At 63.7% G+C, this 13874-nt stretch carries 9 protein-coding genes; 5 read left to right on the top strand and 4 right to left on the bottom strand.

Annotated elements, in window-relative coordinates:
• Window position 1: 1 nt before the first annotated feature.
• Window positions 2–1756: an arginine--tRNA ligase gene (argS, locus tag CK501_RS12920; RefSeq protein ID WP_095618157.1), complete on the bottom strand. Its 1755-nt coding sequence runs from the start codon at window positions 1754–1756 to the stop codon at window positions 2–4.
• 193 nt (window positions 1757–1949) lie between these two features.
• Between argS and CK501_RS12915 the strand changes: the two genes are divergently transcribed.
• Window positions 1950–3215, top strand: coding sequence for an alkaline phosphatase PhoX (locus tag CK501_RS12915; RefSeq protein WP_095618156.1), 1266 nt, complete (start codon window positions 1950–1952; stop codon window positions 3213–3215).
• 18 nt (window positions 3216–3233) lie between these two features.
• On the opposite strand, the gene CK501_RS12910 is transcribed toward CK501_RS12915, so the two are convergent.
• On the bottom strand, window positions 3234–4274 hold the full coding sequence (locus tag CK501_RS12910; protein WP_158223121.1) for an AraC family transcriptional regulator: 1041 nt from the start codon (window positions 4272–4274) through the stop codon (window positions 3234–3236).
• On the bottom strand, window positions 4258–5184 hold the full coding sequence (locus CK501_RS12905; RefSeq protein WP_095618154.1) for a GGDEF domain-containing protein: 927 nt from the start codon (window positions 5182–5184) through the stop codon (window positions 4258–4260). The genes CK501_RS12910 and CK501_RS12905 overlap by 17 nt, the downstream gene beginning before the upstream one ends.
• 214 nt (window positions 5185–5398) lie before the next feature.
• Here CK501_RS12905 and CK501_RS12900 point away from each other — a divergent pair, with 214 nt between their 5' ends.
• Window positions 5399–7966 (top strand): TonB-dependent receptor, encoded by a 2568-nt coding sequence (locus tag CK501_RS12900; RefSeq protein ID WP_095618153.1) that lies wholly within the window; start codon window positions 5399–5401, stop codon window positions 7964–7966.
• Between the two features lie 87 nt (window positions 7967–8053).
• Entirely contained in the window at window positions 8054–9994 is a 1941-nt protein-coding gene (locus tag CK501_RS12895) for a phytase (RefSeq protein ID WP_095618152.1), read from the top strand.
• 6 nt (window positions 9995–10000) lie between these two features.
• On the opposite strand, the gene CK501_RS12890 is transcribed toward CK501_RS12895, so the two are convergent.
• Complete coding sequence (locus CK501_RS12890) at window positions 10001–12184, bottom strand: primosomal protein N' (RefSeq protein ID WP_095618151.1); 2184 nt, start codon at window positions 12182–12184, stop codon at window positions 10001–10003.
• Between the two features lie 158 nt (window positions 12185–12342).
• Between CK501_RS12890 and rpmE the strand changes: the two genes are divergently transcribed.
• Both rpmE and CK501_RS12880 read left to right on the top strand, forming a co-directional pair.
• Window positions 12343–12564 (top strand): 50S ribosomal protein L31, encoded by a 222-nt coding sequence (gene rpmE, locus CK501_RS12885; RefSeq protein ID WP_077529212.1) that lies wholly within the window; start codon window positions 12343–12345, stop codon window positions 12562–12564.
• A gap of 41 nt (window positions 12565–12605) precedes the next feature.
• On the top strand, window positions 12606–13871 hold the full coding sequence (locus CK501_RS12880; RefSeq protein WP_095618150.1) for a malic enzyme-like NAD(P)-binding protein: 1266 nt from the start codon (window positions 12606–12608) through the stop codon (window positions 13869–13871).
• Window positions 13872–13874 lie beyond the last annotated feature (3 nt).

Here is a 13874-nt window from a genome sequence, read left to right as displayed (position 1 = left end):
CTTACATGGATTCCGGTGCGTTGACACCAAGCAGTTCGAGGCCGTTGGCCAGGACCTGCTGCACCGCCAGCGACAGGGCAACCCGCGCCTGGCGGAGCGGGTCATCGTCCACCAGCACCTTGTGGGCGTTGTAGTAGCTGTGGAACTGGCCGGCCAGGTCCCGCAGGTAATGGGTGAGCTGGTGGGGCTCCAGCGCTTCCGCCGCCCTTCCCAGAATCTCCGGGTAACGGGCCATCATGGCGGCGATATCCTTCTCTTCCTCGAGTTCGAGGTGTTCCAGGATGGCCGGTTCCAGGCTGACGCTGCTGTCCAGGCCCTGGGCACGCATCTTTTCCAGCATGCTGCAGACCCGGGCATGAGCGTACTGGATGTAATAGACGGGGTTGTCCTTGCTTTCGGACTTGGCCAGCTCCAGGTCAAAGTCCATGTGCTGTTCGGCCTTGCGCGTGACGTAGAAGAAACGCGCTGCGTCCTTGCCCACTTCATCACGCAGCTCGCGCAGGGTGACGAAGGAGCCGCTGCGGGTGGACATGGAAAGCCGCTCACTGCCCCGGTAGAGAATGGCGAACTGCACCAGCTGGATGTCGAGCCTGCCGGGATCCACGCCCAGGGCCTCGATGGCGCCGCGTACCCGGGCCATGTAGCCATGGTGGTCCGCCCCCCAGACGTTGATGACCTTGTCGAAGCCACGCTCGAACTTGTTCAGGTGGTAGGCGATGTCCGAGGCGAAGTAGGTGGTTTCGCCATTATCGCGGCGCACCACGCGGTCCTTGTCGTCACCGAAGGTGGTGGCGCGGAACCAGGTGGCGCCGTTTTCCTGGTACAGGTGACCGTTGCGCTCAAGCCGCTGCAGGGCATCCTCGATGTCCGGGCGCAGGCTGCGCTCGGAGAACCATTCGTCGAAGTGGATGCCGAAACCGGCCAGGTCTTCCTTGATGTCCGTGAGGATGGCGTTGAGTGCGAGGTCAAAGACCCGGGCGAAGGCCTCTTCGCCGATGAGTGCCCGGGCGCGCTGCACCAGGCCATCAATGTGGGCTTCCTTGTCGCCGCCCTCGGGTTCGTCCGCCGGGACGCCGCTGAAGACGGTGGCGGCAGGGTGCTGGAGGCTGTCACCTGCATCCTCGCGCAGCTGGCGGGCAATGGGCAGGACATAGTCGCCGCGGTAGCCGTTGGCGGGGAAGGTGAAGGACTCACCACCCTGTTCCAGATAGCGCAGCCAGACACTGAGCGCCAGGATGCTCATCTGGCGCCCGGCGTCGTTGACGTAGTATTCACGGTGAACGTCGTAGCCCACGGCTTCCAGCAGACCCGCAACGCTCGCCCCGTAGGCGGCGCCGCGCCCGTGGCCCACGTGCAGGGGACCGGTGGGGTTGGCGGAGACGAACTCGACCTGGATGCGGGTGCCCTTGCCCAGGTCCTGTTTGCCGAACTCCCGGCCCTGTTCCCGGATATTCCGGAGGACATCGAAATGGCTGGTGTGGCTGACAAAGAAGTTGATGAAGCCCGGCCCCGCGATCTCTGCCTTGGCAATGGCGCTGTCCTGTGGCAGGGCACGAATGATGTGCTCCGCCAGTTCCCGGGGTTTCATGCCCGCGGCCTTGGAAGACTTCATGGCCATGTTGGTGGCGAAGTCGCCATGGCTCTTATCACGGGTGGTTTCCACACCGATATCAGGCCTGAAATCAGCGGGGAGTGTCCCCTCGCTGATGAGTGTATCCACTGCTTGATCCAGTAACTCGGGAATGCGGTCTTTCATGCCGGGAATGCTCTCGTCGGCCGGGGTTTGGGGCTGCGGTATTATCGGTGAAACCGGCTCCAGACTCAATCACGGGGTCTTTCCGGATCAGGCCCGCTGGGCGGCTGTCATCGCATTGTAATGCCGTTACGCCATCGTCCGCTTCACACGATGGCCCGTAAGCGGCCTTCAGCCGATAGCGAGGAGAGCCTGCATGAATCGAGAGCATTCTGTTTCGGAGGTAGACCATAACCCCGAGCGCCGCCGTTTCCTTCAGCAGTCGCTGGTCGGGGCCGGCATCCTGGCCGGCGGCGTCAGCCTTTGGGGGTGCGGTGCGCCCAGGGCCACGGCAGCCGACAGTGCCCTGGAGCCGGCGCGACTGGCGGCGGCGGCGCGGAATCGTACCCGCGTGACCGTCGGAGATACGCAGGTGTGGATTCCCGAGGGAACCCGCATCCGCGAGGTGGCGCGAAGTGGCACCGTCCCCGTGCCCGGGGGCGGGTACAGCTGGCATCCTGTTCCCGATGGGGGTGCAACCTTTGCCACCGATGACGGTGGCTGGATCTACGTCTCCAACAGTGAGGTGCGGGAGCCGGAGCAGGGCGGCGTGGGCGCGCTGCGCTTCAAGGCGGATGGCGATGTGGTGGATGCCTACGGAATCTGTGCCGGAACCCGGGCAAACTGTGCCGGCGGCCCCACCCCCTGGCAGACCTGGCTTTCCTGCGAGGAGTACGATCGCGGTCGGGTCTTCGAGTGTGATCCGACCGGGAAGGAGCCGGCCGGCGTCCGCCCGGCACTCGGGACCTTCAAGCACGAGGCGGTTGCCGTGGATCCGGTCAACGGTTATCTCTTTCTGACCGAGGATGAGCCCGATGGCCTCCTTTACCGTTTTACCCCGGAGGACTGGCCGCAAGGGGAAAAGCCGGACCTGTCGTCCGGTACCCTGGAAGCATTGGTTGCTGATTCGGATCCGACCCGGGGTGAGACCGGGGTGAACTGGCAGCGGGTGCCGGATCCGCTGTTTGAAGGGGATACGCCCACACGCCGCCAGATCGGGGGGGCGACCCGTTTCGATGGGGGTGAAGGCATCTGGTACCACGAGGGCAGGATCTTCTTCGCCACCAAGGGGGATAACCGTGTCTGGCTGCTGGAGCCGGGAAGTGACCGGCTCCAGGTGGTTTATGACCGTCAGCGCGGCTCCCTGGATCCCTCCATCGCGGACGTCGATAACGTGACTGTCTCACGCCGCGGCGAGGTCCTGGTGGCCGAGGATGGGCCCGAGATGCGGCTGGTGGTGCTCGGGCCGGACATGGTGGCCACGCCGGTGGTGGATTTCGTGGGCCACCGCGACAGTGAGATCTGCGGCCCGGCTTTTTCGCCCGACGGCGACCGCCTCTATTTCAGCTCCCAGCTCGGCCAGTCCGGGGCAGCGGACGATGGTCGCATCTATGAGCTCAGCGGCATCCTCTCGGTCGTCTGACGCCCTGGGCAGAGGTCATCAGGGCATCAGCCATTGCCGGTAGCGGGCGGGCGTCATACCCGTCCAGCGCCGGAAGCTGCGGCGGAAGTTGGCCCTGTCCCCGTTGCAGAGGCGCTCGGCGATGGCCTCGGTGCCCAGCCTGAGCACCTGGGACAGGTACAGGCTGTAATGGAGGCGGACCTCGTCGCACAGGGACTGGAAATGGGTGCCGCAGTCGCGCAGCCGGCGCTTGAGGGATGCGGCACTCATGCCCAGTATCCCCGCGGTTTCCTCCAGCGAGGGAAGGGCTTCCGCCCTGGCCATCAGCAGGTGGTACACCACTTCTGGCAGGCTTTCCGGAACGGGCTCCCGGGGAAGCTGGTGTCGGGCCACACTGAGCGCCGTTGTTGAACTGTCCAGCCAGGGTTCGTTCAGGTCGTTCAGTGGCAGGATCATCATATCGACACCGGTGCCGAACCACACCCGCCCCCCCAGGCTGACCTCGTGCGCTGCCGGATTGGCGGGGCGCCGTTGCGAGAACAGGAAGTGCCATTCCGGGGTACGCCCGGTACGGTAACGGGCCAGCCCGTAAACAGCGGCCATCATGGCCCGGGCAACAAAGGGGCGGACCCGTCCAGTGCCACCATCCGCCCAGAGCAGGTAGCACCATTGGCTGTCCCGCCACCATTGCGGGAAAAGCAGCGGGCACAGGTCATGCCGGTAGTCATGGAGGTAGGTCAGTGCTTCCGCAAGGTTGGGGGCGTGCTGCAGGCATGTGCTCAACGGACCATAGTGCCCGGGCAGCATCTGCCGCCCCCAGAGCAGGGCCAGCTCCTCTGCCTGGCAATGTTGCTGCACGTTGTCGAGCAGGCGCCGGTACTGATGGTCCGAGATAAGGACCTTCCCCTTCACGATATCGTCCGTGAACAGGCCAGTGTGCCGGAGCAGGCGGTGTTCGGGAACATCGCGTGCCTGTGCCAGCTCGATGAGCAGGGCGGGGTGGAAGTGCGCAGGGAGGTGGCGTTCGTCCGGTGACCGCCAGTGGTGGGGCTGGACATCTGTGTCAGGCTGCCGAGGCATGGCTGCCCGCCCCCTTTTGCTTGGCGTCCGCGAGCGCATGATCCGCCCGCTGCATCAACGCCCGCGGGGAGTCGCTCAGCGCCAGCGCCAGACCCACGCTTGCGGTGAGTCGCACCCGTTCTCCCTCGTAGTGGGTGTGGTAGGCGAAATGGCTTACGGCGGCGGTCAGCTCACCCGCCATGATCACCGCCATGGTTTCGTTGGTGTGGGGCAGCATGATCGCGAACCGGTCGCCACCATAGCGGCACATCAGGTCGCCGTCCCTGAGGTTGAGCAACAGTAGATCGGTCAGGGCCTGCAGCAGCCGGTCCCCTTCGGCAACACCATGGCGGCGGTTGATGCGGTCAAACCCGTCTACGTCCAGCAGCAGCAGGGAAACGGGAGCCTGGTCCCGCCGGGCGGCCCTGAGCTCCACATCCAGTTGCTGTTCAAGGTAGTCCGCCGAGGCGAGCCGGGTGACAGGGTCCACGGACCGGTGTTCGCGCCGGAAGCGTTCCCGCTTGCTCAACTGGGCCATGAGGATGCGCTGCTCCTGGTACCACCGGATCAATCCCAGCGTGAGGATGACCACGCCAATAGGCATGGGAACGTTCTCCAGCCAGGTGTCCCAAAGCTGGGCATCCGGAATGATCCAGAATTCGTCGATGTTGTCCTGCCAGAGCGAGACGAAGATCAGGCCCAGGCCGGCAAAGATCAGGTTGCTGACGGTGCCTGCCGGGCGGCTGCCCAGTATCAGCAGTGTCCAGGCCAGAACCATCAGGGCGCCGCCTCCCTCGCCGAAGACGTCCAGCCAATCGATGTTCCGCCATCCCCTGGGAGTGCCGACCAGGGTGGCCGCCGCGAGGGAGAATGGCAGGTAGAGGGCGATGCAGAGCCACTTGAGGGAGTGCAGCTTCAGGGTCTGGATCAAAGCGGTTCTCCGCGTCGGCGTTCATGCAGCGGTTGGAGTTTGAGGCTTATAACAGCTGTTTGTGACAGTGTTATTAAAGCAGGGTGGGGTCATATCAGGTCAGGCTCTTTGTCTGTCCTGAACATTACTGTCACCTGACTGACATGTCATGGGCCCAGTGTTGGCCGCGAACGGACGACGATCCCGTCCATAGGCCAACCAGAGGGAGAAAATCATGACCGCAAGAGATCCGATGAGTCATCCACCCCGGGTTCGAACGGCCCTGCTACCGCTCGCCATCGCTGTTGCCTGCATCCCCGCCGTGGGTCAGGCACAGCAGGATCCGCAGACCCCGGCCCCGGCAGCCGATGAGGAAATGGTTGTTGTGGGCCAGAGCGCCCAGCTGCGTCGTGCCCTCGCCGACCAGCGTGATGCGGATAACCTGCAGACTATCGTGCATTCGGATGGCATCAACTCACTGCCCGACAGCAACGCCTCGGAGGCGCTGCAGCGCCTGCCCGGCCTTTCCATTGAAAGGGATCAGGGCGAAGGCCGTTTCGTCAGGGTTCGGGGCACCGCCCCCAACCTGAACAATACCACCATCGATGGCGTGCGGGTTCCCGCCCCCGAGGATGATCAGCGTGCGGTGGCTCTGGACGTCCTGCCCTCGGACCTGATCGACTCGCTGGTGGTCACCAAGGCGCTGACGCCGGATATGGATGCGGATGCCGTCGGTGGCAGCATTGATGTCCGCAGTGTCTCTGCACTGGATAAGGAGGGGCCCTTTTACAAGGTTTCTGGTCAGGGCAGCCACAACGACCTGACGGACGAGACCAGCCCGAAGCTGGCTGTTTCCGGAGGACGCACCTTCAACGTTGCGGGGGGGCGCCTGGGTGTGGCCGCCGCGGTGAGCTACGAGGACCGGGATTTCGGTTCGGATAACATCGAGACCGGTGGCAGCTGGGATTTTGAGGGTGACACGCCTGGCTTTGACGAGATCGAGCAACGCGATTACACCAGCATCAACCGTGAACGCACCGGCCTGGCGCTCAACCTGGACTTCGAACAGGACGCGGCCAACCGCTACCACTTTCGGACCATGTACTCGGAGTTCACGGACGACGAGCAGCGCAACGCCAATGTCATTGAGTTTGATGACCCGCTGGCGCCCGGGGGTACCGCCGATGCCGAGGTGGAGCGTGAGCTCAAGGATCGGGTGGAAACCCAGGAGATCTTCTCCGCCAAGGCCGGCGGTGAGCACATTATCGACAGCTGGACCCTGGAATACGAGGCCAGCTATAGCGAGGCCTCGGAAGAGGAAGGACCCGATGAGCTGGCCATGGGCGAGGCCATCTTTACCCCCATCGATTCGATCCAGGGGGTAAGCTACTCCGGAACCAAGCGTCCGCGTCTGAATCTGCCCGACAACTTCTACGATGACGCCAACTTCGAGCTGGATGAAGCCGAGCTGGAGCACGGCGATGTGACTGACGAAGAAGTCGGGTTCAAAGTGGATTTCAAACGCGACTTCGTGGTCAACACCAATCCGGCGAGCGTCAAATTCGGTGCCAAGCGTACCGAGCGCACTAAGGAGCGCGACATCACCCTCTATGCCTTTGATGGCGATGACCTGGGTAATCCCACGGCCGACAACTTCACCAACGGTGAGGCGGACTGGCGTTTCGGACGCTTCGGCAACACCTTCAATCCCGGGGCCGTCCGCGAGGAGCTGGCCAATCTGGACCTGGAGTCCAACCTGGATGAGGAAGAATCCCAGATTGAGGATTTCCGGATCGATGAGGACATCAGTGCCGGCTACCTGATGGGGACGCTCGATATTGATGACCTGCGTCTGATCGGTGGCGTGCGCTATGAGGACACCAGCCTCGAAGGGCGCGGCAGCCGCTTTGAGAACGATACCTTCACGACCGAGACAGCCACCAACGATTACGGCAACCTGCTGGGGTCGCTGCATGCGCGCTACCAGCTTACGGACAGGACCCTGATCCGCTCTTCCTTCACGCAATCGCTGGCGCGCCCTGTGTTCGAGGAACTCTCGCCGGCCATCATCATCGATGGTGATGAAGCAGAGTTCGGCAACCCGAACCTGGATCCGCTGGAGGCGGACAACCTGGACCTGGGCATTGAGCACTACATCAGCGATACCAGTGCCGTTTCCGCCCACCTGTTCTACAAGGACATCAAGAACTTCATCTTCGAGACGGACCTTGCGGGAACCGGCCAGACCCGCCGGGGCCTGAACATGAATGACTTTGATGAGGCGGCGACCTTCGAGAACGGGGACGATGCGGATCTCATGGGCCTGGAACTGGCGGGCAGCCATCAGTTTGCCTCATTGCCGGGCGTGCTCGGTGGCGTGCTGGTCAACGCAAACGTGACCCTCACTGATTCCGATGCCTCGATCACCGGTTTCAATGCGGATGAAGGCCGCTTCGAGAGCCGCGATATCGACCTTCCCGGCCAGTCCGACGTGACGGGTAATCTCAGTCTGGGGTACGAGGACCGCAACCTGAGCATGCGTCTCGCGGGCAACTACAAGTCCGAGTACCTGCTCGAGACCGGCGATCCGCTGGAGTCCACCGGCGACATCTATCAGTCGGACCATTTCCAGCTGGACTTTTCCAGCAGCTATTACGTGACCAACGAGCTCCAAGTGAGCTTTGAGGTCACCAACATCAACGACAGGCCCTATTACGCCTACCAGAACCGCGAGGCCTACAACGCCCAGCATGAGGAGTACGGTCGGACGTACCGGCTGGGGGTTACCTACGCCAGCTTCTGATGCGGCCCCGATGCCGGCCGGGACCCACGGGGATGCCCTCCCCGTGGGATTTTCCTGTTGAATAATCCTGAGAAGAAGAGGCAATCCATGAGTAAAGGTCTATACGCGCGCAGTGCACTCGTGCTCAGCGTGCTTGCTGTTACCGGATGTACGTCGCCTGCTGATGGTGATGACGCCACTGCCGACGCGCTGGCGCATCAACAGTTGGCAGTGGAGAATGAAGACACGCTGGCTCTCGCCGGCGAGTGGGCACTGGCGGTCGAAGGCGACCAGGGGGGCTCCGTGTTGCTGAGTGTGGGTGAGAACAGCGGGGCCCGGCTGCAGACAGCGGATGGCAACACACTGGCGCACTGGGACCGCCCATTGGAGTACCTGGATACGCTGCCCGATGGCTCCCTGTTCGCGAGTTATGACAGCAGTGCCAGGAAACCGGTGCTGTATGGGCTGGATACGGAAGCCGGGGAGATTGAGCTGCTGCTTGAGGGCGGGGCTACGGATTACGGGGTAGAGGATGTCTGCCTGTACCGGGATCACGATGAGGCCCTCTATCTCTTCATGCTGGGAGAGGACTACCGGGCCCACCAGATGCTGGTCACCGGCAGCGATGGGCAATACGCTCTGCGCCCGGTCCGGGAGCTGCCAACCCCGCCCGGCGGTGAATACTGTGCCGTGGACCAGGCCAGCGGCACCCTGTACGTGAGTGAAGAGGACGCCACGGTCTATGCCTATGATGCCTCCCCGGAAACCTCGCTCAGCAGGTCGACGGTGGATCTGGCCAATCCCTGGGGCAACCTCGGCTCGGGACCCCGTGACCTGGTGAGCGACAGGGTGGAACTCTTTATCCTGGAACGGGGCGAACCCTCGGTCCACAGCATACGCCGGGAGGCCTCTGGCCATCGGTATCAAGGGCGTCGGGCCCTTGCCGGGGATGCCGCCCCGGAAACGGTCACCCTCGGCTATGCGAACGGTGAACGGCATCTGCTGGTGTTTGATGAGGAGGCCGGGCGTTATACTCGCCTCCAGCTGCCGGCGGCGGAAGCGCCCGAGCGCCCCGAACGGCTGCCGGAGGTCCGTGCCAGTATGCAGACCGAGGTGGTTCCCAGCCCCGGCGACGCGGCGGACGATCCCGCCGTGTGGGTCCATCCGGGCGAACCGGCACAGAGCCTGATCCTCGGGACGAACAAGCGGGCCGGCCTCCATGTGTACGACCTTGATGGGCGCGAGCGCCAGTTCATTGGGAATGGCCGGGTCAACAACGTGGACGTGCGCTACGGGGCGAGCTTCAACGGACAGGAGGTGGATGTGGCGGCGGCCACCAACCGCACGACCGGCACGATCAGTCTCTACGCCATCGAGCGCGATACCCGGGAGCTCGCCCTGGTTTCAGAGGTTCCCACGGATCTCAACGAAATCTACGGCTTCTGTCTCTACCAGCCCGAGGGCGGTCCGCTGTATGGCTTCGCCAACGACAAGGACGGCACCTTCGACCAGTTTCGGCTGTCGGTGGATGGCGATGAGTGGTCTGGCGAGCGCGTGCGCCGTTTCAGTGTCCCCAGCCAGCCCGAGGGCTGTGTCGCCGATGACCAGTGGGAACGTCTCTTTGTCGGCGAGGAAGCCGAGGGTATCCACGTGATCGGTGCCAACCCGGACGACGGCACGGATACGGAAATGGTTGCCCCGATCGATAACGAAGTGCTGTTTGCCGATGTGGAAGGGCTGAACATCTACCGGGGAGATAAGCGTGACTACCTGGTTGCTTCGGCCCAGGACAACAACTCCTTTGCCGTCTATGAGGCCACGCCGCCCTTCAAGCCGCTGGGAGCCTTCCGTATCGGCATGAACCCCGGGGCGGGTATCGATGGGGCCTCCGAGACAGATGGCCTGTTTGCCACCAGTGCCAACCTGGGCCCGGACTTTCCCGAGGGGATGCTGGTGGTTCAGGACGGGCGCAAGGTCATGCCGCAGGGCAACCAGAACTTCAAGGCGGTGCCCTGGGAGCGGATCCGGGAGCTGCTGTTGCTCGAGTGACCGGGGCTAGTCCAGGCTCTGTGGGTCAACGTCCACGGCCCAGCGCACGCCGCCGGAAGGCCGGTTCTGTTCCAGGTAACGGCAGAGCTGGTTGGTCAGGCGGTGCAGGGCCGGACGGTCCTGGCTCTGGAACAGGATCTGGGCCCGGTGTCGGTTGGCCTTGCGGGCGATGATCGCCGGGAAGGGGCCGAGCACGGCGACCGGCGCCGGGCTGGCTTCGGCGCGGCGGGCAAGATCGTCCAGCAGGGCCAGGCTGTCCGCCATGGTCGGGGCTTCCGCCCGCAGGGCCGTCATGAAGCTTGCCGGCGGCAGGCCTGCCTGCTCCCGTTCCTTGAGAAGGGTGTCCGCGACGCTGGGGTAGTCCCCGGTGCAGAGCTGGGTGAGCAGGGGGTGGCCCGACTGGCAGGTCTGGATGAGCACGCGGCCGCCGCGTTCACCACGTCCGGCACGCCCCGAGACCTGGATGACCAGCTGGGCAAGGTGTTCGGGGCCCCGGAAGTCGCTGCTGAACAGGCCGCCGTCCGCATCCAGGATGCCCGCCAGGGTCACGCCGGGAAAGTCATGGCCCTTGGCCAGCATCTGGGTACCCACCAGGATGCAGGGATCGCCCCTGCGGACCGGCGCCAGCAGTTCGTCCAGTCGTCCACGACGCCGGGTGCTATCGCGATCGATACGGATGACGGGGGTTTCCGGGAAGCGTTCCGCAAGCACGGATTCGGTCTTTTCCGTTCCCTGTCCCACCGCGTTCAACCCTTCCTTGCCACATTCCGGACAGGTTCGGGGCACAGCCTGCTGGTGCCCGCAGTGATGACAGCGCAGGCAGTTGTCGTAGCGGTGGTAGGTGAGTCGGGCATCGCAATGCGGGCATTCAATGGGAGCTCCGCACTCGAAGCACATCACCACGGGGGAGAATCCCCGGCGGTTGATGAACAGCAGCGCCTGGTCGCCGGCTTCCAGGGTCTGGTCGATGGCTTCCAGTAGCGGAGGTGAGAGCCCTCCGCTGAGCGGGCGGCTGCGTACATCCACCAGGTCGGTGCGGGGCAGTGTGGCGTTGCCCGCACGGCGTTCAAGGCGGTGCAGGTGGTAGCGTTGTTTTCGCGCGTTGTGCCAGGACTCCAGCGACGGTGTGGCGGAGCCCAGGATGACCGGGCATCCGCTCTGCCAGGCCCGGTAGATGGCCAGATCCCGGGCGGAGTAGCGGAAGCCTTCCATCTGCTTGTAGGAGCCGTCGTGCTCCTCGTCGACCACAATGGTGACCAGGCTGGCGTAGGGCAGAAGAACGGCCGAGCGGGTGCCGATCAGGATCAGCGGCTCGCCCTCGCGCACGCGCGTCCAGGTGGACAGGCGCTCGCTGGCGTTGAGCGCCGAGTGCCAGACGGCGATACGGGCGCCGAAATGGGTCTCGAACCGGGCCAGTGTCTGCGGAGTCAGGCTGATCTCGGGCACCAGGACCAGCACCTGGGCCCGGTCCGGATCCCGCGCGGCGGCGATACGTTGCTTGATGAACTCAATGTAGAGTTCGGTCTTGCCACTGCCGGTGATACCGAAGACCAGGTGGCTGGCAAAGCCCTCCCCGGGCGCGTTCAGGTTGTCCAGTACCGTGGCCTGATCCCCGTTGAGTTCGATGGAGGGAGCATCCGGCCAGGTGCAGGCTTCCCCGCTGGCAGTGCGTTCCTCGGCAAGACCGCGTTTCTCGAGGTTCTTCAGTACTTCCCGGGTGAAGCCGGCCGCCTTGATGGAGGTCAGCGGCTGGCCCGGGTGCTGGTTGAGCCAGTCCAGCAGTTCACGCTGGCGTCGGGCCTGGGCTGGCAGGCTCGAGATATCCGCATCAGTAGCCAGCCAGACGGTGGGTCTGGGCAGGCTGGCCGGTGCGCCCCGGCGGAGGGCCGGGGGCAGTGCCGCAAACACGCACTCTCCCGGCGGATGCTGGTAGTATCGGGCGGCCCAGAGCAGAAGCTCGCGGGTGTCATCCGGCAGCACCGGCCAGTCCTCCAGGGCGGTCTCTACCGGTTTGAGCGTCATGTCCGGTGGGTCCGGCGGGTCCAGTTCCATGACCAGGCCCAGCGTATGCTGCTTTCCCAGTGGCACGCGCACGCGCTGGCCGGGGGTCAGCGTCATGCCCTCGGGAATACGGTAGTCGAACAGCTGACGGACCGCACGGGGGAGGGCAATGCGTGCCGATGTCGCCAACGGGGTCTCCTTGCGCTGGGTGCTGAATCTGCTATGATGCGCCGCTTACACAGTGGCCGAGGTGCCGGCCGAGAGTCTGCACCGGAATCCCAAATGTTTCAAATGCGGTGCCCGGCGGATGGCCCGGGTGGCGGCATTGCCTGCTAGAGAGGTCAACCATGAATCACGATATCCAGCCTGAATACAAGGAAATGAAGGCGACGTGCAGCTGCGGCAACGTCATTCACACCCGTTCCACTGTGGGCAAGGACATCCATGTTGATGTCTGCTCCGCCTGTCACCCCTTCTATACCGGTAAGCAGAAAGTCATGGATACCGGCGGCCGTATCGACAAGTTCAACCGTCGTTTCCGCGGCAAGATCGGTGGCGGCAACAGCTGACTCGACAGGACTTCTCTCCATCCAGAAACGGAAGATTGGCAATGTCTGAAGATATGAAGCAAGCAGCGCTCGATTACCACGCCAAGCCGCGTCCCGGCAAGATCAGCGTGGAAATCACCAAACCGACCCAGACCTCGCGGGACCTGTCCCTGGCGTACAGCCCGGGCGTGGCGGAGCCGGTGCGTGAGATTGCGAAGGATCACGAGAACGCCTACCTCTACACCACCAAGGGCAACCTGGTGGCCGTCATCTCCGATGGCAGTGCCATTCTTGGCCTGGGCAACCTCGGCGCGCTGCCGAGCAAGCCGGTCATGGAAGGTAAGGGGGTGCTGTTCAAGCGGTTCGCCGGCATTGATGTGTTCGACATCGAGGTAAACTCCGAGAGCCCGCAGGCGTTCATCGAGACGGTGGCGCGTATTGCGGATACTTTCGGCGGTATCAACCTTGAGGACATCAAGGCGCCGGAATGCTTCGAGATTGAGCGCGCGCTGATTGACCAGTGCAACGTGCCGATCTTCCACGATGACCAGCACGGTACGGCCATTGTGACCGCTGCCGGCATGCTCAACGCGCTGGAGCTCCAGGGCAAGACGCTGGAAGAGGCGCGCATTGTCTGCATGGGCGCCGGCGCGGCGGCCGTTGCCTGCATGAAGATCCTGATCAGCTGTGGGGCCCGCCCGGAGAACATCATGCTGCTCGACAGCAAGGGTGTGGTGCACTCCGGTCGTGAGGATCTCAACCAGTACAAAGCCATGTTTGCGGTTGAGACTGATCGCCGCACTCCGGCGGACGCCCTGGAAGGGGCCGACGTATTCGTTGGTCTCTCGGGACCGGACCTGCTGACGCCTGAGATGCTCAAGTCCATGGCACCGAACCCGATCGTGTTCGCCTGTTCCAACCCGGACCCGGAAATCAAGCCGGAGCTGGCGCTGGAGACCCGTGATGACATCATCATGGCGACAGGCCGTTCCGATTACCCGAACCAGGTGAACAATGTGCTGGGTTTCCCGTTCATCTTCCGTGGCGCACTGGATGTTCGTGCCAGTGAGATCAATGAGGAGATGAAGGTCGCGGCGGTTCACGCTATCCGCGAGCTGGCCAAGGAATCCGTTCCATCCAGCATCGCCCAGGCGTACGGCGTGGGTGGATTCCAGTTCGGCCGGGAATACATCATTCCCAAGCCGATGGATCCGCGCCTGCTGGAGTTTGTTCCGGCAGCAGTGGCCAGGGCTGCGGTGGACAGCGGCGTGGCCGGCAAAAAGTATCCGGATCATTACCCGCTCAAGTCCATGGAAGACATCATCTGAGCT

The organism is Halovibrio salipaludis (genome assembly GCF_002286965.1).
Taxonomy (GTDB): domain Bacteria; phylum Pseudomonadota; class Gammaproteobacteria; order Pseudomonadales; family Oleiphilaceae; genus Halospina; species Halospina salipaludis.
The sequence above is the reverse complement of the archived record's forward strand: the minus strand, read 5'-3'. Positions and strand labels throughout refer to the sequence as shown.

Excerpts from the sequence above, each read along its gene's own strand:
- argS (WP_095618157.1), bottom strand. The coding sequence starts at position 1,756 with ATGAAAGACCGCATTCCCGAGTTACTGGATCAAGCAGTGGATACACTC.
- CK501_RS12915 (WP_095618156.1), top strand. The coding sequence starts at position 1,950 with ATGAATCGAGAGCATTCTGTTTCGGAGGTAGACCATAACCCCGAGCGC.
- CK501_RS12910 (WP_158223121.1), bottom strand. The coding sequence starts at position 4,274 with ATGCCTCGGCAGCCTGACACAGATGTCCAGCCCCACCACTGGCGGTCA.
- CK501_RS12900 (WP_095618153.1), top strand. The coding sequence starts at position 5,399 with ATGACCGCAAGAGATCCGATGAGTCATCCACCCCGGGTTCGAACGGCC.
- CK501_RS12895 (WP_095618152.1), top strand. The coding sequence starts at position 8,054 with ATGAGTAAAGGTCTATACGCGCGCAGTGCACTCGTGCTCAGCGTGCTT.
- rpmE (WP_077529212.1), top strand. The coding sequence starts at position 12,343 with ATGAATCACGATATCCAGCCTGAATACAAGGAAATGAAGGCGACGTGC.
- CK501_RS12880 (WP_095618150.1), top strand. The coding sequence starts at position 12,606 with ATGTCTGAAGATATGAAGCAAGCAGCGCTCGATTACCACGCCAAGCCG.